Genomic DNA, 20,338 nt, shown 5'->3' on the forward strand with positions numbered 1-20,338 from the left:
TCTCGGCACAGGCGAGTTCGTCGCGTGGCGAGAGTTCGTGGTCCTGCTCACCGGCCTCCTAGCTGCCGATACGCGGCTGTTCCGACACTTCACCTCCCGCAAGGAGGCTGACGACCCCCAGGAGTGAACGATGGCCGCTGGCGAAACCAACATCGGCGGCATCGTCGGCTTCCTGCGCCTCGAGGCCGGCCAGTTCCACCGCGAGATTCAGCAGGCGCTCCTCGAGATTGAGGCCCTCGACGACAAGGACGTCCGCGTCTCGGTCAGGACCGACGGCAAGGTGGGCGGCGTCGAGGGCCTCGACCAGCTCGAGCGCAAGGCCAAGTCTGCGTCGAGCAGCCTCGACGACCTCGGCAGGTCGCAGCGCCGGCTCGAGGACGCGACCAACCGCGTGAACCTCGCACAGATGCGCCTGTCGGAGCTCAACGAGTCCGGCAAGGCCAAGGCCTCCCAGCTCATGGCCGCCGAGCAGGCCCTCGCCAAGGCCCGGCGCGACGAGCAGGACGCCATCGATGCGACCTACGACTCGAACCGGAACCTCGACCGCTCCAACCGTGACCTCGTCCACTCCAACAAGGATGTCGAGGAGAGCAACCGCCGGGTAGGCAAGAGCGCCGAGGAGTCCCGCAGGGGTGCTGGCGCCCTGCTGACGGCGATTGTCGCCCTGGGCCCGGCCCTCGTGCCGCTCGCCGCCGGTGCGGCTGGGCTCGCCGTCGGATTCGGCGGCATGGCGACCGCTGGCATCCTGGCCGTCGTCGGCATCAAGAACGAGATGAAGGCCGGCACCGACGTCGGGCGCGCCTACGGCGTCGCGCTGGGCCAGGCCAAGGATGACCTGAACCAGCTCGGTGCGGTCGCCGCCCGCAACGTCCTGGCGCCGCTGCAGACCGCCGTCGCGGACCTCACCGCCCGGACCCCGGCGCTGTCCGACCAGCTCGGCGAAATGGCGACCATCACCGGCAAGGTCGCCGTCAACATCACCACCGGCCTGCTGAGCGCCTTCGAGGCGCTACGGCCCGTCATGCTCGACGTCGCCACCTACGTCCTGCGCCTGAGCCAGCGTTTCAGCGACGCGATGCAGGGTCCGGGCATCGTCAGCTTTGGCGACTACGTCCGCTCGGTCTTTCCCCAGGTGGTCCAGTCCATCGAGGACATCGCGGGCGCCGCCGTGAAGCTCGTCGACGCGTTCGCGCCGCTCGGCATGGGCACCCTCACCGCCATTGGGAACATCGCGGCGGCCATCGGCGCCATCCCTGCGGACAAGCTGCAGGTCATCGCCACGCTGGCGAGCTCCGTCTTCCTCGGCTTCCAGACGTGGAGCGGCCTGAGCACCGTCATTACCAAGGTCGCCAACGCCGTCAGCGACGTCGCGACCAGGTCCGTTCGGGCCGCCGCTGCAGTCCGCGGGCTGCAGGTCGCTGCCGGCGTGATCGGCATCGCCCTCGCCGGGCTGTCGCTCCTGCTGGCGAACACCGCCGAGAGCACCCGCGAGAACCAAGAGGCTGTCAACGATTGGGCGGACGCCCTGCGCGCGTCCAACGGCGCCCTCGACGAGTCGATCCGCCGCAAGGCGGCCATGCAGCTCGTCGACAACGGCGCCGCAGACGCCGGCAAGAGGTTCGGCCTCACCCTCGGTGACCTCACCGACGCCGCGCTGGGGCTGCCCGGCGCGATGGACCGGGTCAACACGGCCATTGACGCCCAGGGCGACAAGCTGAAGACCGTTGCCAGCTCGGGCCGGTACGCCGCCGTCGTCAACAGCGACCTCGGCAATGCGGCGGTCGACCTCAAGGACAAGCTCGGCCAGACCAACGGCCAGCTCGACGCTGGCGCCAAGGCGTACGCCGACATTAAGGCCGCCGCCGAGGGCGCAACCGGCTCGGTCAGCTTCTCGGCCGCCGCGATCCAGAACCTTGCGGACACCTACGGCGTCAACGCGACCACCTTCATGAACGCCGCCACTGCCCAGCAGCACATGTCCGACAAGCTGGCGGCGGCAACGATCCAGATGCAGCTTCAAAACGACGCGGCGGGCCTGCTCAAGCAGTCGCTCGACGAGCTCAACGGCGAGAAGCAGTCAGCAGAAGAGGCTGACATCGCGTTTGGTCGGGCGCAGAACCAGGTGGGCGCTGGCATCCGTGCGGCCAAGGAGCGGGAGGCCCAGGCCCTCGCGGCTATGTCCTCCGGTGGCAGCAGTGGCGGCACCTCGCGATCCGCTACGGATAGCCTCGCACGGGCCCGGCTCGCCCAGAGCCAGGCAGCGGCGCACCTCGCGCGCCTGCAGTCTGACCCCAAGTCGACGGCATCATCGCTCGAGTCAGCGCGCAACCGCCTCGCCAACGCGAACCTGCGGCTGCAGCAGGCCGAGGCCAAGGTCGCGTCCTCGACGACCAAGAGCACGAGCGCCGCAACCGCAGCCGAGAAAGCGGCCTACGCCCAGGCCAAGGCGGACGCGGCAGCGGCAACCTCGCTCACGGGCAACTCAGAGGCCGCGCTCACGAACCGCGACAACCTGCTGCAGGCGATCAAGGCGGCCGAGGCCAAGGCCGGCGTCGACGGCAACCTCGCGGATGCGAGCGAGGCAGCCCGCAAGAAGCTGAGCCAGCTCAAAGACGAAATCATCAAGAACGCGGTGGCCCAGGGTCTCAACAAGGACGAGGTCACCAAGTACGTCAACGAGTTGCTCAAGATTCCCACGAAGCTGCCGCCCACCCAGGCCGAGCTGGACATCGCCAAGGCGCTCAAACAGAAGAAGGCGCTGCAGGATGCCATCAACGGCATCACCGGCAAGACCGTCACTCTGACCATCCAGCAGGTCTACAAGACGATCGGCAGCCAGGCAGCCCTGCAGGTCCACAACGAGCAGACCCTCGCGCGGCACGGTATCAACCCCAACCTGCGCACGGGTGGTCCCATCCCCGGCTATGCCGTGGGAACGCTCGTCGGGCCCGGCACCGGCACGAGCGACAGCATCCTGGCGATGGTCGCCCAGACCGGACGCATGCTGCGCGTGTCTGCTGGCGAGTTCGTCTCGACCGACGCCTCACGCCAGCGCAACCAGGCCGCGCTCGAGGCGGGCAACCGAGGCGCGACGCTCACCGTCGCCGGTGGCATCCCCAAGGGCAACAGCGTCGCGCTGCGCCTGAATCACGGGCAGCTCGTCTCGGCGGCAGCTCACCGGCGCAACGAGGAGCGGCGTGAGGCCCGCGCTGCAACCAACCGCCTGCACCCCGAGGACATCCGAGCCATCGGCAAGGAGATGGCCCTGGCCATCCGCGAGCTGCCACGGCCTCGGGTCGACGTCAACGACTTTGACAGGAGACTCGCGTGACCACCGCGATTGACCTCGGCGGCCAGAGTTTCGGCACTGGCGTCCGCGACGCCAACGGCGCGCTCTGGAAAATGGCCCTCCCGCGTGGGTGGGACGCCCCGATCTTCCGCAACGAGGACGGGGCGCCCACCTTCCGCGATGGCGCCTATGAGGCCGAGGCGCTCCACGGCGCAAGGGCCCTCGTCTGCTCGGGGCTCGTCCGGTGCGCGACCGACGCGCTCGCCTGGCAGGTCTACTACCTGCTGCCGACCCTGTCCCCGGTCGGTCGTGACATCGACCTCGTCGTGCATGAGCCAGGCGGTGACAAGTTCCTCAAGGTCCGCCAGGGCGCCAAGCCGGACATCCGCACGCCGCAGGCTGGCGTCGTCTTCTTCGAGCTGAACCTCAAGGCGCTCTACCCCTTCAAGCGGTCGACGACGCCCATGGTGCGGACCATCAACGCCGGCGCCACCGACGGCTTTGCGTGCCAGGGCACCGTCGCCGCCGAAATGGAGGTGCGCACGCTCAGCTCGGGCACCGTCACGCTCAAGAGCTACGGCGCGGTCCAGGGCACCGGCGCGACCTCGGTCCCCTCGGGGACGGTCTTCACCTCGGGATTCGGCTTCTCCAACCCCGAGCGCACGGTGATCGGCCCGGCTGGGGAGAACCTCTACAACTCGCTCATCCCGGCCAACCACTGGCTCGCGGCGCAGCCCGGCACCAACACGGTCCAGAACAGCGGCACGGCCAACGTGCGCCTCACCTACTACCCCACCTGGGAGTGACTTTTGCGCGTCTGCGACCTGTGCGGCCTCGTCGACGAGGGCCCGCGTCACGTCATCGGGCATGCGCCCGGCTCGGTCCCCGTCAACGCGGGCCTCGTGGCCGTCGTCGCCGCAGCGGAGCTGCCCGTCGACGCCAAACAGGCGGCGCTCTGTGCGCTCGTCGACATGACCCTGCAGCTCCGCCACCCCGCCTGCTGCGCCGCGGCCGGCTGTGACATCTGCACCCCTAGCCCAGAAGGGAATTGAGCCCATGTCGCTCGACCAGTCATTCGCCCAGGCGATCCAGAACCACATCCACGGCGGCTCGTCCCTGACGGCGCCGACCGGCCACAAGGTACTGCTCATGACGGCCAACGGGACGTCGACGTCCGGCGGCACTGAGCTGTCCACCGGCGGCGGCTACACCGCCGGCACCGGCCAGTCGATCACCTGGGCGTCCGCCACCGCCGCCACCCCGAGCGTGTCTGCCAACTCGGGCAGCATCTCGTTCACGAACATGCCTGCGGCAACCATCGTCGGCATCGAAATCAAGTCCGGCTCCAACGTCCGGCTCGAGTTCGGCGCGCTGACCGCGTCCAAGACGACCGCCAGCGGGGACACCCTCTCATTCGCCGCCTCGGCGATCAGCTCGGCCCTGTCCTGACGAACACCTAGCCAGCGAGAGGGGCCGCAATGTACCGGGCCAGCCCACCAGTCGCGGACGGCACCGCCAATGACGGTCCTATCTCGCTGGGCGCCGAGTTTCACGTCACCTCGACCGGCTGCACCCTCAACGGTTTCCGCGTCCACGAGGGCAACACGGGTACGTGGACCGGCACCATCACGGCGGCGCTCTACGCGGTCGGTGGCTCCACGCCGCTGACCACCGCAGTCACCATCCTGACGCCGGGCAGCAGCGACCCGGCGGGATACTGGCCCGGCCAAGCGTTCGACGGCAGCACGTCAACCTGGTGGCTGGGCACCTCGCCCAAGACCGGCGGGGCGCAGTGGCTCAAGACCTGCGGCGACAGCGCCTCGACCGTCACGCAGTATTCGATCACGCCGCACCCGAGCAGCAACGCCTACTCGCCCAAAGACTTCAAGTTCCAGGGCTCCAACGACGGCACGACATGGATCGACCTCGACACCCGCACGGGCGTCACGTGGTCGAGCACCGCTGCGCAGGTCTTCAACTTCACCAACAGCAACAGCTACCGGCAGTACCGGCTCTATATCACCGACGTGGTGTCGGCGACGGACTACGTTGCAATCACTGAGTTTTCGGTCACCGGGCACACCCACTCGGGCTACGGCGAGACGATGCTCGCCACTCCGTACGCGCTGACGAGCGGCACGAACTACCGGGCCGTCTTCTACTTCACCGGCACTCGGGCCAACGCCAACGGCAGCTTCAACACGACGCTGACCAGCGGGCCCCTCGTCATGCCCAGCGGGGCAACCTCGGTCAACGGCAACCACACCTATGTCTACGGCTCGGGCATGCAAAACCCGACCAACGCCGCCGGCTCCAACTACAAGCTCGACGTGTGGATCGACCAGCCCGGCGGCACGACGCACAACGGCGCGGCGGCACTGTCGGCGACCTCGACACTGACGGCCACTGCCGCAGGAACCGTATTCAGCGCCTCGGCGCCACTGAGCGCCAGCTCGACGCTGTCGGCCAACGGCAACATCGGCGCGCCAATCGCGAGCGCCTCGGCGAGCCTCGCGGCCAGCTCAACGCTGACCGCGACCCCAGCAGCCACCCGTCCGGTGTCGGCGGCGCTGACCTCGACGTCAGTGCTGCGCGCCACGGCCCAGGCGACCGTGCTGCAGGCCATCGCGTCAATGACGGCGACCTCGGTCCTGTCGGCCACCCCCGACCCGCCCAAGACGACCGCCGCCGAGGCGCCGCTGTATGCGGCATCGGCTCTGTTCGCCGAGGCCGACCAGACCGGCTCTGCGAGCGTCGCGATGACGTCCAGCTCGAGCCTGACGGTCGACGCGAGCGCGTTCACGCCGTTCACCGAGCCGCTCGACCCGCGCACCGGCAAGCCGCAGTACCGGCTCATTATCGCCCACCGCGACGGCACCCGGCTCGCCGAGGTCACCAACGCGCACGTGGCGCCGATCGAGGATGGCGTGGGCGTCGGGTCCAGCTTCAACTTTGAGCTGCCCGCCTCGGACCCCAAGCGGGACTACATCACCCCCGCGGGCCGCCAGGCCCAGGTGTGGCGCGGCACCGAGCTCGAGTTCCGGGGCCCCATCGTCACCATCGACGACGACGACGAGGGCAGGAGCACGGTCAAGTGCCGTGACCCCTTCTGGTATCTCGAGTCAGGCCGGCGGGTCATCGGGCAGATACCCAAGCGCAACCTGCTCGTCAACGGCTCGTTCGCCACCGGCGAGCCGCCGTGGACGGGCGCCTATGCGCCTGACTCCATTCCGGCGGCACAGCCGGTTCGCGACGTCATCTCGACCGACTTTTTCGGCGTCACCATGAACGCGCTGCAGATTCGCGGCGTCGACAAGGTCGTCACCGTCACCAAGGAGGTCAAGACCGAGGCCGTCTTTGTGCCCAACCAGGCGACCTACCTGCCCGGCGGCGAAGCGGCGATCAAGGCCGTTGCGGCGCTCATGCCCAAGACCGGCAACCTGTCGGTGCGGGTCGAGGGGTACACGGCAGACAACCGGATCAACGGCGACTATGGCGACGGCATGGCGCTGTCGCTCAACCGCGCCAAGGCCGCTGCGGCGTCGATCAAGAGCGTTCGGCCCAACGCGGTGACCACCACCGTCGGCTTTGGCTACTACCACCAGATTCCCGGTGGGCTGGCCGCCAACCGGCGCGTGGTCATTTCGTGGTCCGGCGTGCAGGAGGCCTCGGGCCACCGGCAGTACGAGGTGCAGAAGCTGTCCATCGTGCAGCCGGTCGCCAAGAAGGCGCCGCTGCCGCTCACGTTCGTGGGGTGGACGTGGATCACCAAATGGATCGGCCCGTCCAAGGACGGCTGGGGCGTCTACATCCAGGCCGCCGACCCGACCAAGCCGGCGGACCCCAAGAAGCCGACCGGGCCGCGTCTCGTCATCGACTCCGCGCACGCGGACATCGACGAGAAGACCCCTCGGGACCGTTGGATGCGCATGGAGGCGACGATCGAGATTCCGGCTGACGGTCGGACCTACGACGTCGAGGTGCGCCTCTACCCGCCTGCTGGCGAGGCGATGTGGACGATGGCTGGGCTGTACCCCGCCGACCAGCTCGGATTCTTCAAGGTCGACCAGGCCAACATCATCAAGGGCCTAGTCGAGCATGCGCAGGATACGAGCATCGGCAAGGGCGACCTGGGCATCGGCACGCGCTGCCAGCCCACGGGCGTCACCCGCACGCGCGAATACCCCTACCACGAGCGGATGCCCATCGAGACCGCCATCGGCGAGATTGCCTCGCTGTACCGCGGGCCCGAGGTGGTCATGGAGGTCACCCCGACCGCCCAGACGGTCGTGACCTACTACCCCCGGCAGGGCTCGCTCACGAGCGAGGTGCTCGTGCATGGCGGCAACGTCACCGCCTACGAGGCGCCGTCGGACTCGCGCGAGGTCGCATCGTCGATCATCCTGCAGGCCGACGGATGGGGCGCCGACCGGGAAGAGGGCTACGCCTCCGACCCGGCCGCGCTCGACGGACTCATGCTCGAGCGCGTCGTCTCCACCGAGGGCGACACGCCGGTCACCGAGCTGGAAGAGGGCGCCCAGCGCCAGCTCAAGCGGCTCAAGACCTCCAAGCCGGCGGTGTGGGTCACCATCCACCCCAGCCGCACGAGCGAGGTCATGGACGCGTGGGAGCAGGGCGATTGGGGCCGACTCATCATCGAGCAGGCCGGCATCGACGGCCTGTATCGGTTCGTCAAGCGCCGGCTGCACCCCGGCCAGTCCGACCTGCTGGAAATGATGCTCACCCCCTGCGAACAAGACGGGAGCTGACCCGATGCTGACCCCAACGAACAGGCCGCGCGGCGACGACGGCCTGGGCACCCGGCTGGGGCGCACCGACGAGGCGGTCGACCTGCTGGGCCGGCGCATTGCGCGCCAGGCCCGGCAGGCGGCCACCGCCTCGGTCGTCTACGTGCAGGACGAGGCGCCGTCCAGCCCCGTCAAGGGCACCCTCTGGTATGACACCGACGCGGGCGTCTAGTGGCGACGCTCGACTACGTCAAGGGCGCCATGCTGCAGAATCAGCACGAGGACTCGACCTTCCTCACCTGGGGCGCGCCCGGCGCCGCGGTGCTGCCCGACGGGACGTTTTTCGTCATCGCGCACACCGAGTTCAACGCCGGCTACACCTCGGCCAACCCGCCCCAAGGGTGGGACGGCCAGTATTACGGCTTCCAGACCTGGCGGCTCGACAGCGACCTCAACGTCCTGAGCTACACGCTCTACGACCAGCTCGAGACGTGGTCGCCGCTGTACCCGGTCCCGCTCGAGGACTACGTCGTGCAGGTCCACATGTCCGAGGGCTTCTATCCCGGTCGCCCCGTCGCGCGGACCATCCTGTTCGACTGCCGCGACGGCGGGGCCGTCATCATGAAGAACCTGCCCGACGCGAGCTGCCCGCCGCTCGCGACGGGCGCGTACAGCTACCTCTACAACGCGCACGTCTACCTGCGCGAGTTCGGCATCGTCGCCCTCTCGACGGCCACGAGCGTGCACACGTACCGGCGCGGCCAACTCCTCGCCACCGCCACGTACGAGGAGCTCGGATACGACCGCTGGGTAAACATCCTTGGGATGTGGCCGCACCCCACCGACCCGACCAAGTTCGCGGTCATCGACTGGTGGCACCAGAGCACCCTGCAGGCCTTCGAGGTCACCGTCGACCCGGCGTCGGGCGCGATGTCCGGCAGCCTGCTCTGGCAGAAGACCTTTGCCACCGAGGTCACCGATTGGGTGCTCGCGGTTGGCGACCCGTATGCCGACACCATCTGGGCCTGGGTCAGCGATCAGGTCCAGGTGCCGACCGTGCCGTTCAACCCCATCCACCCCTACACCACCTATGCGGTGTACTACCTGCGCAGCATGGACGGCGGGGTGGGCACCAAAATCTGGGACCGCCAGCTTGACGTCACGTCCAACAACAACGTCACCCGCGTCATCGCGCCCAACGTGATGCTCGGCGCGGTCGAGCTGTACGACACCACCCCCGCGACCGCGGGCCAACCCACGTCTGGCGAGGCCGAGTGGATTGCCGCATGCGTGCTCGACCTCGGACACGATGACCCCAGCGCCAAGATGGTCGGGCTGTCCCGGCGTGACCTCGTCCTCGGCGCGGGCGTGCCATTCATCGGCTTTGAGGACATCGACGACGTCCGCAGCGGCTCGCAGTATGCGCCAGCCTACCGAGACGGCACCCTGCTCCTCGCGAGCTGCCCGGTCTATCGCAACAACAGCGGCAACTACACCTTCCCCCTCCTGGTCTACAAGCTGCAGGGCGCTGGGCATGCCGAGTTCGGCGTCGCCGACGAGAGCGAGGAGTGGCTGCCCATCACCGATGGCATCGGCCCCGGCAGGGCCAAGGTCTACGTCGGCAGCGAGTGGCACGAGCAGGTCACCGTCGAGACGTTCGACCAGGAGTGGAAGCCACTCAAGATCAACATCGCCGAGGCCGACGAAGACCCCATCTGGCGGTGCGTCGCCCTGCTCACCCCCTCCCTCGACTAACCCCAAAGGACGGTCCCTGTGCTCGTGCTTGCCGGCTCCGTCCTCACCCTTGCGGGCACCCTCGTCGGTGCCTGGTGGGTCCGCAAGAGCGCCCACGAGGCGCTGCGAGCGAGTCCCTATGACGCGTTGGCCGCGCGGGTGGTCACGCTCGAGGAGTCGGACGCCCGCAAGTCCGCGCAGCTCGAGGAGCAGGGCGTGGTCATCGTCGCCCTGCAGCAGGACGTGCGCGCCAAGGGCAGCCAGATAGGACAGCTCCGCGACGAGGTCTACACGCTCGTCGACCACATCCTCGTGGTCCAGGCGTGGATCGACGTCGGTATGCCGCCGCCGCCGCCCATCGTCCCCGAGCCCGTCGCCGTCCTCGTGCGCCGGCTGCGCGAGGACGGCCACACTCGACCATTCAACGCTTGGAGACCGGCATGACTCGACTCGCGACCTACACCGTCAACGGCACGAACCTGAGCGTCGACATGAAGGCGCCCCTGGCCGAGGCGCAGCGGCTCATCACCGCCGACACACTCACCAAGGCCATCGTCCTCACGCCCATCCGCGGCTACGGCTCCTACTCGACGAACGCCTCGAGCGGCAGCACCGACACCGGCTCGGGCCACGTCGACTTCGACGCCGAGGGCATGACCGACGCCCAGGCGCAGCGATGCGTCACCTACCTGCGCCGCGTCGGCTTCCTGGCCTACTTCCGCCCGCGCTCCTGGTGGTCGAGCTGGCTCAAGCGGATGCGTACGCCGGGCTGGCAGCGGCACATCCACTGCCTGCTCGACGACTCCGCTGACCTCTCGACCGCCGCCAAGGCGCAGGTCGCCGAGTGGAAGGCCGGCGGCGATGGCCTCGTCGGGCCCGAGCTGGACAACGGCGACCGCACCATCGTCGGTCGCACGTGGACGCAGTATCTCGCCTGGCTCGCCGCAGTCAGGGCCGCCGCAGCTCGAGCTGTGAAGGTCCGGGCGCTGCAGGTCGCGCTGCGCCAGACCCCCGACGGCAGGTGGGGCGCGGTCACCGAGCGCGTCCTCTCACGCACCAAGGCCGTCCGGCAGGGCGGGCGCGTCACTTTCAGCTCCTACGCGCTCGTGTACCGCCGCGAGCTGCAGGCCGCCTGGGGCACGACGCCCGACGGCGCCTGGGGCCCGTACACCCTCGTCGCCAACGTCTCGGTCGTCAAGAACATCCAGAAGGTGCTCGGCGTGCCCGTCGACGGCCTCTGGGGTCCGGTGACCGACAAGGCCTACCTCGCACTGCGCGCCCAGGCCTACAAGCCGTAGGTGGACACCCGCCCGCAGCTCGAGCGGACGGCAGCCCGCCTCATCCTCACAGCCAAACTCGCCGGCCTCGCATGGATCGTCCTCTGTGGCGTCCTCGGGGCCGTCTTGGCACTCCGAACGACCAAGCCAACCAAGGAGTCCCTTTGCTAACCTCGCTCGTCTCCCTGCTGCCCGTCGCGGTGCAGCCCTACGCCAAGGCGCTCGTCGCCGCCGTCACCGCCGGGCTGGCCGCCTACGGCACCGCGCAGTCCGACGGCGTGACCGGCCAGGAGTGGGTCGCTGTCGCCATCGCCGCGCTCACCGCCGGTGGGTTTGTCTACGGCACGCCCAACATCGAGCAGGCGCCGCCGGTCGACCCGCCCGTCGAGCCGGGCCCGCCCAGCCTCGACGCGCTAGGCGAGGTTGGCTGACCCCCGTGCGCACCTGCCCAAGCTCCTGACGTGGGTGCGTCGGGATGACCTGTGATAGGAGGCTCGATGCGACCCTCTACGTGGACGTGGGGCGGCGGCTGACGTACGCTCACCCCACACCCGATGACAAGGCCCCACCTGCTACGGCAGGTGGGGCCTTGTTTCGCGTTTCAGCGTGCGTCTACTACAAAGGTGATCCAGGCGCGATTGCTCGCGGACTTGTGCATGACGGTGCCCTTGATGACGTCGTGACGCACGAGGACGCAGCGCGGGTCGCTGCACGTGTCGTCCGGCGACTCCTTGCGCGGCTCTGGCTCGACGATGGTCTGCCCGCAGCACTCGCAGGAGTCGCCTACCGCGAGGCCCTCGTAATGGCCGAACCGCTCGCACGCGTCAGGGTCCGGGCAGACGTTGTAGAAGCGCGGGTGGTGGTCGCGGCGACGGCCCACCTCACTCACCCGCTCCGGGCCGGTCGAACCGCCCTGGCCTACGGTCGCGCTCCGCGATGAGCACCTCAAGGGGTGGCACCGGGCCCTCGCCCTCGCGAGGCTCGGTGTACTCGCGCAGCGCGCGGCGCAGGACGTCCGTCAGCGTCTCCTCGCGCTGCGCGGCGCGCCACGCGGCAGGCAGCCACTCCTCGTCCGGCGAGCGGAGCGACCGAGGCGTCGTGTGCGTGTCCTTCATCGGAGAAACCCCTTTGCGAACCGAGCGGCGCCAGCCGCCGACTTGAAGGTCTTGCCCTCGACCCAAGTTTTACCATCGGCGCCGCCGTGGTCGATGTAGGAGGTCACCCGCAGGGCGCCGTTGACCACCTCCGCAGTGACGAGGCGGTTCCCCTTGCGGAACGACGCGCCGACCCTCGACGTCGCCGTCGCGTAGCCGTCGAGCAGGTTGGTGAGGTCGTCGAGGCCGTCAGCCATTGGAGACCTCCGAGGAGTAGTCCTCGACGCCGAGGGCGCCGTAGGCGTCGGACCCGTCCGTGCTCTCGTCGACCGCGAAGAACGCCGCCAGCGCGGCGGTCCCGTCGTTGAAGAAGAGGACCAGGTCGAGCGACTGCTCGTCGTCGAGCGAGTAGAGGTGCACGACGACATCCCCCGGCTCGTCCGGCATACCAGGGCCCCACGAGTCGTGGGTCTTGACGTACAGCTCGTCGGAGACCTGCCGGCCCAGCACGTACAGCCCGCCGCTGTGGTGCTCTGCGAAGGCCTCGATAGCCTCAAGGCCTTCTGCCGTGAGACCTGCGGCAAAGGCCGCGTTCTGCGCTAGGAACGCCTTACTGGCGCTCGGTGGCTCAAGCATCGTCATTGTCCCGCTCCCTCCTTGTTGTTCCAGATGGCAAGAGTATGGCCCGTGTATCGACAAGGTGTCAATACACGGGCCACGGTGCGCCGGTTAGGCGCTGTGAGGATCGTATGAGTCCGCGTGTCCACACACGGGGCAATCCCACATCCACAGGTCGCCGTCGTCCCAGAGGTCCGACGTGGCCGTGTGAGCCGGAACGTGGAGACTGCCGCGCTTCCCGTTGCTCGGGATTCGGGCGGTCACCGTCCCCGCTGACGTGTCGACGGTGAGGTCGATGCGGCAGTCGGAGCAGTCCGTCTTGATGAGGGCCATGTCGGTCCTTCCTCTCTGTAGTTGTGATGGGGACAAGTATGGGCCGTGTATCGACACGGTGTCAATACACGGCCCATGGGTGGGGCTGTCAGGGCAGGAGCGGGATATCCCCTCCACGGTATGGCCTCGACAGCCACCAGCGAGCGCCACGCTCGACGTCGTCGGGGTGGCAGTAGTCCGGCTGCCAAGCAAGTCGACCTCGCTCGGCGGGTTGTCCGTCGGCGGCGACCTCATCGCCGCGCTGCCAGTCGCCGCGCTCGGCATTGAAGGTGAAGCCGAGGTCGACGAGACGCCGCTCGGCGTCGTCCCGTGAGAACAGAGGGCCTGTCGTGCACTGCCCGATGTGGCGGTGACCACCCCACACGAGACCGTCAATCCACGCGCGGCGCTCGGGCAACTCGATGGGCCAGAGCGTGTCCTCGGAGTGGTCGTGGGTGACGGCGTGCTTGAGGTCAGGAGTGATGCATCCGGCGCTCTCGCAGGTGTGCAGCCGGATGTTGTCGCCGACCTCGTCGACGTAGCACCACTCCCAGCCGTCCGGCTGGACAGCGGCGCAGGCAGCGAAGTGGGCGGCTAGCTCGGCAGCGGACAGCGCCGGAACGTGGAAGCCGTTCCAGCCCGTGTCCGTGCACTCGGCGGTCAGGACTGGCGGGTCCGCGACCTCCGACAGCGTGATGACGCGCACGGTGGTCACTTGCTCTCCTCCCGCACGATCGGGTCGACGACGACAGCGTCGTACTCGCCCGCGTCGTCGCCGTAGCACGCGCGGCAGCAGGCGCCGCCCACCGACCCCTTGTCGTACGCGTCGCAGCACAGCGTCAGACCGAACAGGTAGCCGTAGCCGTCATCGACGACGACGCGTCCCTCATCGCTCAGACCTTGGACCCGCTCGATGAGGTTGGGGTGCAGGACGCGCGTCACGCCGGACTCGAAACGGGCCACGTTGGGGCGCCCCGCGCGCAGCCACTCGTCGACCTTGTCCTGCACCGTGTTGCACGCCTCGACGCCGAACCGCTCAGGAGCGTCATCCTCGGTCAGTCCGCCGTACTCGTTGGCGTCGACGTGGTCGTGCAGCGCCGAGAATGTGGCGACGGTCGACGGGACGATGCCCGCCGTGATGTCGTCGAGAATCTCCTGCTCGGCGCGGCGCACGGCCTCGTCGATGAAGACCTGCGTTTTGGTGCTCATGTGTCCGATCCTCTCTCAGATGGGGAGTCCGGGGCCGTCGGTGTCGACGTGCTTGTGATACCAGACCTCGTCCTCGATGTAACGACGCACAGCGCCACCCGTCTGCGTCTTCCAGCCGCACGAGCACTCGGCGTCATAGCCCGGCCAGAAGCCGCGCATGGTCGAGGTGCGACGGATGCGCTCGCGGTCAGGACCGCCGGTGTAGACCCACCAGATGATCTTGTGCGTGTTCGTCGTCATGGCACAAGCATGGCCGTGTATCGACACAGTGTCAATACACGGCCATGGGCGAGTCTGGGTCAGACAGTGCTGTCGTCGGGCAGCTCGGGGCCCTGGGTGCCGGCAGTGCGCTCCTGCCACTGAGCCCAGGCCGCGCCGCCGATGGCTCGCCAGAACGCGTCATACTGCCGCTCGAGGAGCTCGGTCGTGGTGTCCATGACACTCAAGCCTGGGCACGTTTCCGCAGGTCAGCGCAAGGATGGGGCCGACACGCCGCCATGGTGCACTTTAGGAAAGACGCTCGGGGGCGGGTTCACCGTCTTATCTTGGCAAAGAACACCGACATCGCATGCACGTAGCCGGGTCGTTTCGACGGCATAGGTCCCCGTATGCCGCCAGGCCCGCACGCCATAGCGGCCACCTCCGCTTCCCGGCGACGACGACGGGGCGCCACCGGCGTGCCGGTGGCGCCCCGTCGGGCTCACGGGAGCAGAGGTCAGCCGGTGGCCGCCACCTCGGCGTCGGTCTCGAGGTAGAGCACGCCGTAGCTCCAGCCGCGGCGCCGGTAGACCACGCTCGGGCGGTCCGTGTCGGCGTCGTGGAACAGGAAGAAGTCGTGGCCCACAAGCTCCATCTGGTTGACCGCATCCTCGAGGGTCATCGGCGTGGCCGTGTGGATCTTCTCGCGGACCTCGATCGGCGAGTTGCCGAGGGCCCCGAACCGGTCAAGGTCATCGACCCGGCCTTCGCCGGTGTCGGGCTCACTGGGCGCCGAGCCGTTGCTCGCGACCGCCACACGCGCGGTCGCCTGTGCGACCGACTCCGGGATTCGTCGTCCGCGGCTCACCCGCCGCTTGTCGTGCATCCGCCTGAGACGTTCCATGAGCTTGTCGACCGCGGCATCGAGGGCGGCGTACTTGTCGTTGAGGCTGGCCTCGGCCCGGATGACCGGGCCCTTCGCGTAGCAGGTGATCTCCACCTTCTCTGACCCGGACCCGCGAGAAACCTTCTCGTGGGTGACGACGACATCGATGCGGTGCACCTTGGGCGCGAGTGCCGGCACCTTGGCCAAGCGCTCTTCGAGCAGCTCACGGAATCGGTCGGGGATCTGGACGTGACGTCCAGTGACGACGATCTCCACGGTTCCTCCTTGATCGCGCACGTCTTCTTCGTGCGGCGCAGTGTGGTGGTCCGGGGCCCGACTTGGTAGACAGGCCCACCTGTCAGCTCGGCACCACCCCTTCCGCTCGATCACGCCCCGAGGAGCGACCTGCTGGCCACGTCGTAGGACGGGGGTCTGTGTCTCCGACACTACTTCGGTGCCGCGTCCGCTGGGAAGGCATCAGCGGAACCCGGATAAACATCACAACGCGTCGCCGCTTCAGCTCGCTCCGGAGCGCTGCGTGGCCGCGATCGTGGCACCCACGACGTCTGCTGCCCCGGCCCTCCGCAGTGCCCGCGCCGCTTCGGCCATGGTCGCTCCGGTGGTGACCACGTCATCGACCACGATGCACCGTCGACCGCGAATCACGTTGTGCCACAGGGGTTTCACTCCCATGGCGCCACTGAGGTTGGCCCGTCGCTGACTCGTGTCGAGACCTGACTGGTCCCGCACCGTGCGCACATGGACCAGGGCGGGCGACAGCTCGAAGGACGCTCCAGCCCTCGCGCCCGGCGTGTCGCGACAGGTGCTCATCGCGGCCGCGCAGAGGCCCACGAGCGGTGCGTCGCCGCGGGCCCGCACCGACCGCCGCGAGGAGGGTGCCGGGACCACCAGGACCGGTCCCTTCACCCACCCGGCCGCGCACGCCGCACCCAGCAGAGCGCTGGCCAGCCGCGGCGCGAGCACTCTCCCGAGGTCGCGGCGGCCGACGTCTTTCCAGGCCGACACCGCGGAGCGCAGCGGATCCGCGAACACACCCCAGGCGTGGACCGGGGGAAGGCCTCTCGGTGACGGCCGAGGAACCACGCGGTGGGCCACGTCGCCTCCGGGGCCTGCCCGCGGCTCGAAGGCCAGGGACTCCAAGGCCCGGTCACACCGGGCACACCACTGCGGTCCGGCCCGGTGGCAGCCCCCACACTCCGCCGGAAGCACGAGGTCGAGCAGGGCCGAGCCGAGCGTCCGCAGCTGACCCGACGAACGCGACGCCGGTCCTGGTCCTCCCATCGGTCCATCGAAGGGCACCGCGCCCCGCGACAGGGCGGAGCCACGCGCGCCTGTGGACGGCATACCTCGGCGACGCCCGGGATGTGGACGCTAGCCGCCCGGGACGAGGACGTCGGTGCCGCTCTTGATCTTCTGCCAGGTCGAGCCCGTGCGCGCCAGCACCCGGTTGTCGCTGGTGACGATGAGCAGCCCTCGCGGACCGCCGACGGTCATGATCGTCGTCGCGCCCGGCACCGCCGCCAGCTGGCCACCCTCGCGGATGCCGTCCAGGCCGGCGCCGAGGGTGCCCAGCCACGGCCGCATGGGGTCGGTCGCCGCAGGCTGGCCCAGCACGGCATACGTCGTGGTGTCGATCCACGTGACGTCCTGGATGTTCGCAAGCGCAGGTGCCTCCCGCAGGGGTGGCGCGAGTGCCGTGGGCTCGCCGTTGGCCGAGCGGACGATGCCCGTCAGGCTGAGCTGGATGTCCATCCCGTTGCGGTCGCTGGAGACGACGAGCAGCCGCGTGGCGTCTGCCGCGACGCTGAGGGCGAGCACCCGGCGGTTGGCCAGCCATGGCGCGGACACGGCCTTGGGTGCCACGGACGGGTCGCTCGAGACGGAGTCGAGGATGTACATGTGGTCGGCGCCCTGGCGATCGGAACCCGCGATCCACAGGTACCCGGTCGAGTCGAAGGCGGGACGAGTCATCGACGTGGCGAAGCCCTCCACGAAGCGAGGCTCGGCGTTGGCCCGCCACAACGACAGCCGCGAGCCGTCGTTCAGCACGGCAGCGATCTGCTTGGAGTCGACTGACAGTGCAAGCTTTCCCCAGCTGTTGGGGATGCGGGCTACGTCGGTGTCGCGACGCTGCAGATCGGGCTTACGTGCGGTCGTCGAGGTCTCCGGGGTGAACCGGGGGTCCATGCGCGCGATCGTGTCGCCCTGCCGCAGCAGAGCCGTGTCGACCGTGAGGCGGGGCACGGTGGCGTACCCGAGGTCGGCGGCCGATGACACGCGGGTCACCCCGTCGGGCAGCTCGAGGGTCGTGTTGTCGACCGCGAGCGACACCGAGGTGACGCCCTGCACCTGGGACAGCGCCGCCGTCAGCTGCGCCAGCATCTTGGTGCGCCCGTCCGGGTCTGCCGACAGGGCTGTCGCGGAGAGACTGACCGTGGCCAGACCGTTGTCCACCGGGACGGCATCGACTGCGAGGTGGGTCCCTGTCGGGACACCCGTCACGACGGCTCCCGCCAGGTAGCCAGGCACGTCGTCGAGCTGCGCTCGGGCGATCGTCGTGGCCAGGCGCGGGCCGGCGGGGAACCATCGCGAGTCCGGCACGAGGTCTCGACCGGTCTTGGTCACGTAGTAGAGGTCCTGGTTGATGAAGACGCGGTCGAACTGGTCGCTGTCCAGCCACATGCCGAAGCCCGAGGGCGGCAGCTCGATCCGCCACTCGCCGCCGACCTTGGTCATCCCGAACGTGACCTTCGCCGTGGTGCCGGCGCGCATCTCGACGTAGCGGCCGTCCGGGGTGAGGCGCCCCACCTCCCGGGCGGACACCTCGACCTTTCCGTGGCCGAGCTCGCGGACGCTGACCTCACCGCTGTAGATGACGACCTCCTGGCTCGACCAGCGCCACAGGTCGACCGACTGGGGAGCGAGGAAGAGCTTCCCGGTCTGATGGGTGTCGTCGGTGTCTTCTGCGGCCGCCAGGAAGCCGCGGACGATCGCCGCCTTGCTCGCGCCGTCCACCGGGCCCGATGCCGACACGCGCACCCGGGGGTTGAGCACCTCGCCGAGCATCCGCCCTTCGGTGACCGGGCCGCTGCTGGGCAGCCCTCCGCAGGACGACAGTGCCAGCGCCGCGAGCAGGGCGACGACGGCGGCAGCCCAGCGCCTCACGGCGCACGCTCCACGGTGATCCGGCGGAGCCGGAGGGTGTCGTCGTCGGCCGCCGGCGCAAGCGCGTCGGAGGCGGCGCCCGGGGCCTCGGAGGAGTCGGCTTCCACCATGCCGACGCCTGGCCGCGATCCGGCAAGACGCTCCCTGGCCAGGCGAGCCCGCGCAGCCTCGGCCGCCAGCGGGCTCAGCGGCAGCGGGGAGCTGGTGATGGTCGACTCGGCCCGTCGGGGCAGGGTCAGCCGGAAGCAGGACCCCTCCCCCAGCGCACCCCAGGCCTCGAGCCGCCCGGCGTGAAGACGGGCGTCCTCCAAGGCGATCGCCAGGCCGAGGCCCGTGCCACCCGTCGTGCGGGCGCGTGCTGGGTCGGCCCGCCAGAAGCGGGTGAACACGAGGGCCGCCTCGCCCGGGCGCAGGCCGACGCCGTGGTCACGCACCGTGACCGCCACCGCCGTGTCGTTGGAGCCGACCGTGACCTCGACGGGCCGGCCCTCGCCGTGCTCGATCGCGTTGGACACGAGGTTGCGAAGGATCCGCTCGATGCGCCGGGAGTCCATGTCCGCGACCACCGGCAAGGAGGGCATGTTGAGCACCAGGGAGGTGCCCTTGCGCGCAGCGAGCGTGCGGTGCGCGTCGACGGCCCGCTCGACGGAGGCCCGCAGGTCGCTGGCCTCGACGTCGAGCACCGCGGCACCGGCGTCGAACCGGGAGATCTCGAGCAGGTCGCTCAGCAGCTCCTCGAACCGGTCGAGCTCGCCGCGGAGCAGCTCGGCCGAGCGGGCCACGGTCGGCTCGAAGTCGCCGCGGGAGTCGTGGATCAGGTCGCCGGCCATGCGGATCGTCGTCAGCGGCGTGCGCAGCTCGTGGGACACGTCGGAGACGAACCGCTGCTGAACGCGAGACAGGTTCTCCAGCTGGGCGATCTGCTGCTGGATCGAGGCCGCCATCGCGTTGAACGAGTTGCCGAGCCGGGCCAGGTCGTCCTCGCCCTTGGCGCGCATCCGCTCGTTGAGGTTGCCCTCGGCGAACTTCTCGGCGACGATCGCCGCCCGACGCACGGGGTCGGCCACGAGGCGCGTGACGACGAACGCGATGGCCCCGACGAGCAGGATCAGCGCCGCGCCGCCGAACAGGAACGTCTGCCCGATGAGCGAGATGATCTCGCGCTCGCGGTTCATCGGATAGATGAAGTACAGGCCATAGTCACCCGCGACCTGGGTGGCGATGCGCTGGCCCACGATGACGGCCGAGATCGAGTCGTTGCCTTCCTCGATGGTGGCCACCTGCAGGTGCTGCCGGTCGGGCTGGGCCGCAACCTGCTTGCGCAGCTCGTCGGGGATGAACCGCATCCCGACGCTGCCACTCTCGATGAGCGGGAGGATGAGCTGGCTGGTGTTGCCGTCCAGCCTCGAGAGCACGACATACCGCGTCTCGTTGTCCGCATTGCGGCTGTACTTCTTGACCAGGTCCGTCGCGAACTGCTTCAGCTGCTCCTGCGTCTTGTTCTGGTCCGTCGTGTCGAACGCACCCTGGATGGCCGTGGCGTCGCTCAGGCTGTCCTCGGCGGCGATGCGCTGCCGGCTGTCGACGAGGCCCTGGGCGATCGACCCGTAGAGGTACGTGCCGACGGCCGTGAGGACCAGAACCCCGAGCAGCATCGTCACGACGACGACGCGGAAGCCGAGCGAGGAGCGCCACAGGTGGAGCGTGCGATTGAAGAGCGAGCGCAGCCCTGAGCCGACCCGTGAGACCAGGCCTCCGAGTGCTCCGGCGCCGGTCCGTTCGCTCAT

22 protein-coding genes are annotated in these 20,338 nt (G+C 69.2%); 10 read left to right on the plus strand and 12 right to left on the minus strand.

The window, feature by feature from the left end; genetic code table 11:
- Nucleotides 1-130 precede the first annotated feature (130 nt).
- The 10 genes from ACYVLP_RS25965 to ACYVLP_RS26010 all read left to right on the plus strand — a co-directional run bounded on the left by ACYVLP_RS25965 (nt 131) and on the right by ACYVLP_RS26010 (nt 11,479).
- On the plus strand, nt 131-3,331 hold the full coding sequence (locus ACYVLP_RS25965; protein ID WP_460630170.1) for a hypothetical protein: 3,201 nt from the start codon (nt 131-133) through the stop codon (nt 3,329-3,331).
- Nucleotides 3,328-4,095, plus strand: a complete 768-nt coding sequence (locus ACYVLP_RS25970) for a hypothetical protein (RefSeq protein ID WP_460630171.1) — start codon at nt 3,328-3,330, stop codon at nt 4,093-4,095. The genes ACYVLP_RS25965 and ACYVLP_RS25970 overlap by 4 nt, the downstream gene beginning before the upstream one ends.
- A gap of 3 nt (nt 4,096-4,098) precedes the next feature.
- On the plus strand, nt 4,099-4,341 hold the full coding sequence (locus ACYVLP_RS25975; protein WP_460630172.1) for a hypothetical protein: 243 nt from the start codon (nt 4,099-4,101) through the stop codon (nt 4,339-4,341).
- Nucleotides 4,342-4,345: 4 nt separating this feature from the next.
- Nucleotides 4,346-4,738: a phage tail fiber protein gene (locus ACYVLP_RS25980; protein ID WP_460630173.1), complete on the plus strand. Its 393-nt coding sequence runs from the start codon at nt 4,346-4,348 to the stop codon at nt 4,736-4,738.
- Nucleotides 4,739-4,767: 29 nt separating this feature from the next.
- Nucleotides 4,768-8,058 (plus strand): discoidin domain-containing protein, encoded by a 3,291-nt coding sequence (locus ACYVLP_RS25985; protein ID WP_460630174.1) that lies wholly within the window; start codon nt 4,768-4,770, stop codon nt 8,056-8,058.
- Between the two features lie 4 nt (nt 8,059-8,062).
- Nucleotides 8,063-8,269 carry a hypothetical protein gene (locus ACYVLP_RS25990; protein ID WP_460630175.1) on the plus strand — a complete coding sequence of 69 codons (207 nt, stop codon included), beginning with the start codon at nt 8,063-8,065 and terminating at the stop codon, nt 8,267-8,269.
- Nucleotides 8,269-9,792, plus strand: a complete 1,524-nt coding sequence (locus tag ACYVLP_RS25995; RefSeq protein WP_460630176.1) for a hypothetical protein — start codon at nt 8,269-8,271, stop codon at nt 9,790-9,792. Before ACYVLP_RS25990 ends, ACYVLP_RS25995 begins: the two co-directional genes overlap by 1 nt.
- 18 nt (nt 9,793-9,810) lie before the next feature.
- The gene (locus ACYVLP_RS26000; RefSeq protein WP_460630177.1) at nt 9,811-10,215 is read left to right on the plus strand and encodes a hypothetical protein; all 405 of its coding nucleotides are present in this window, start codon (nt 9,811-9,813) and stop codon (nt 10,213-10,215) included.
- Nucleotides 10,212-11,069 carry a hypothetical protein gene (locus ACYVLP_RS26005; protein ID WP_460630178.1) on the plus strand — a complete coding sequence of 286 codons (858 nt, stop codon included), beginning with the start codon at nt 10,212-10,214 and terminating at the stop codon, nt 11,067-11,069. The genes ACYVLP_RS26000 and ACYVLP_RS26005 overlap by 4 nt, the downstream gene beginning before the upstream one ends.
- A gap of 143 nt (nt 11,070-11,212) precedes the next feature.
- A complete protein-coding gene (locus tag ACYVLP_RS26010) occupies nt 11,213-11,479 on the plus strand; it encodes a hypothetical protein (protein WP_460630179.1) in 267 nt (88 codons plus the stop codon).
- A gap of 170 nt (nt 11,480-11,649) precedes the next feature.
- Here ACYVLP_RS26010 and ACYVLP_RS26015 read toward each other — a convergent pair whose 3' ends face one another.
- The 12 genes from ACYVLP_RS26015 to mtrB form a co-directional block, all read right to left on the minus strand.
- Nucleotides 11,650-11,928, minus strand: coding sequence for a hypothetical protein (locus ACYVLP_RS26015; protein ID WP_460630180.1), 279 nt, complete (start codon nt 11,926-11,928; stop codon nt 11,650-11,652).
- Nucleotide 11,929: 1 nt separating this feature from the next.
- The gene (locus ACYVLP_RS26020; RefSeq protein ID WP_460630181.1) at nt 11,930-12,163 is read right to left on the minus strand and encodes a hypothetical protein; all 234 of its coding nucleotides are present in this window, start codon (nt 12,161-12,163) and stop codon (nt 11,930-11,932) included.
- Nucleotides 12,160-12,399, minus strand: a complete 240-nt coding sequence (locus ACYVLP_RS26025; protein ID WP_460630182.1) for a hypothetical protein — start codon at nt 12,397-12,399, stop codon at nt 12,160-12,162. The genes ACYVLP_RS26020 and ACYVLP_RS26025 overlap by 4 nt, the downstream gene beginning before the upstream one ends.
- The gene (locus ACYVLP_RS26030) at nt 12,392-12,784 is read right to left on the minus strand and encodes a hypothetical protein (RefSeq protein WP_460630183.1); all 393 of its coding nucleotides are present in this window, start codon (nt 12,782-12,784) and stop codon (nt 12,392-12,394) included. The genes ACYVLP_RS26025 and ACYVLP_RS26030 overlap by 8 nt, the downstream gene beginning before the upstream one ends.
- A 397-nt stretch (nt 12,785-13,181) precedes the next feature.
- Nucleotides 13,182-13,787 (minus strand): hypothetical protein, encoded by a 606-nt coding sequence (locus tag ACYVLP_RS26035; protein WP_460630184.1) that lies wholly within the window; start codon nt 13,785-13,787, stop codon nt 13,182-13,184.
- The gene (locus tag ACYVLP_RS26040) at nt 13,784-14,281 is read right to left on the minus strand and encodes a hypothetical protein (protein ID WP_460630185.1); all 498 of its coding nucleotides are present in this window, start codon (nt 14,279-14,281) and stop codon (nt 13,784-13,786) included. Before ACYVLP_RS26040 ends, ACYVLP_RS26035 begins: the two co-directional genes overlap by 4 nt.
- A gap of 15 nt (nt 14,282-14,296) precedes the next feature.
- Nucleotides 14,297-14,521 (minus strand): hypothetical protein, encoded by a 225-nt coding sequence (locus ACYVLP_RS26045; RefSeq protein WP_460630186.1) that lies wholly within the window; start codon nt 14,519-14,521, stop codon nt 14,297-14,299.
- A 59-nt stretch (nt 14,522-14,580) separates the two neighbouring features.
- A complete protein-coding gene (locus ACYVLP_RS26050; RefSeq protein WP_460630187.1) occupies nt 14,581-14,718 on the minus strand; it encodes a hypothetical protein in 138 nt (45 codons plus the stop codon).
- 278 nt (nt 14,719-14,996) lie between these two features.
- Nucleotides 14,997-15,641, minus strand: a complete 645-nt coding sequence (hpf, locus tag ACYVLP_RS26055; RefSeq protein ID WP_452271187.1) for a ribosome hibernation-promoting factor, HPF/YfiA family — start codon at nt 15,639-15,641, stop codon at nt 14,997-14,999.
- Nucleotides 15,642-15,881: 240 nt separating this feature from the next.
- On the minus strand, nt 15,882-16,418 hold the full coding sequence (locus ACYVLP_RS26060) for a ComF family protein (RefSeq protein ID WP_460630188.1): 537 nt from the start codon (nt 16,416-16,418) through the stop codon (nt 15,882-15,884).
- Between the two features lie 339 nt (nt 16,419-16,757).
- A complete protein-coding gene (locus ACYVLP_RS26065) occupies nt 16,758-18,551 on the minus strand; it encodes an LpqB family beta-propeller domain-containing protein (RefSeq protein WP_460630189.1) in 1,794 nt (597 codons plus the stop codon).
- Nucleotides 18,548-20,338 (minus strand): MtrAB system histidine kinase MtrB, encoded by a 1,791-nt coding sequence (gene mtrB, locus ACYVLP_RS26070; protein WP_460630190.1) that lies wholly within the window; start codon nt 20,336-20,338, stop codon nt 18,548-18,550. Before mtrB ends, ACYVLP_RS26065 begins: the two co-directional genes overlap by 4 nt.

This window comes from Intrasporangium mesophilum (assembly GCF_054783095.1).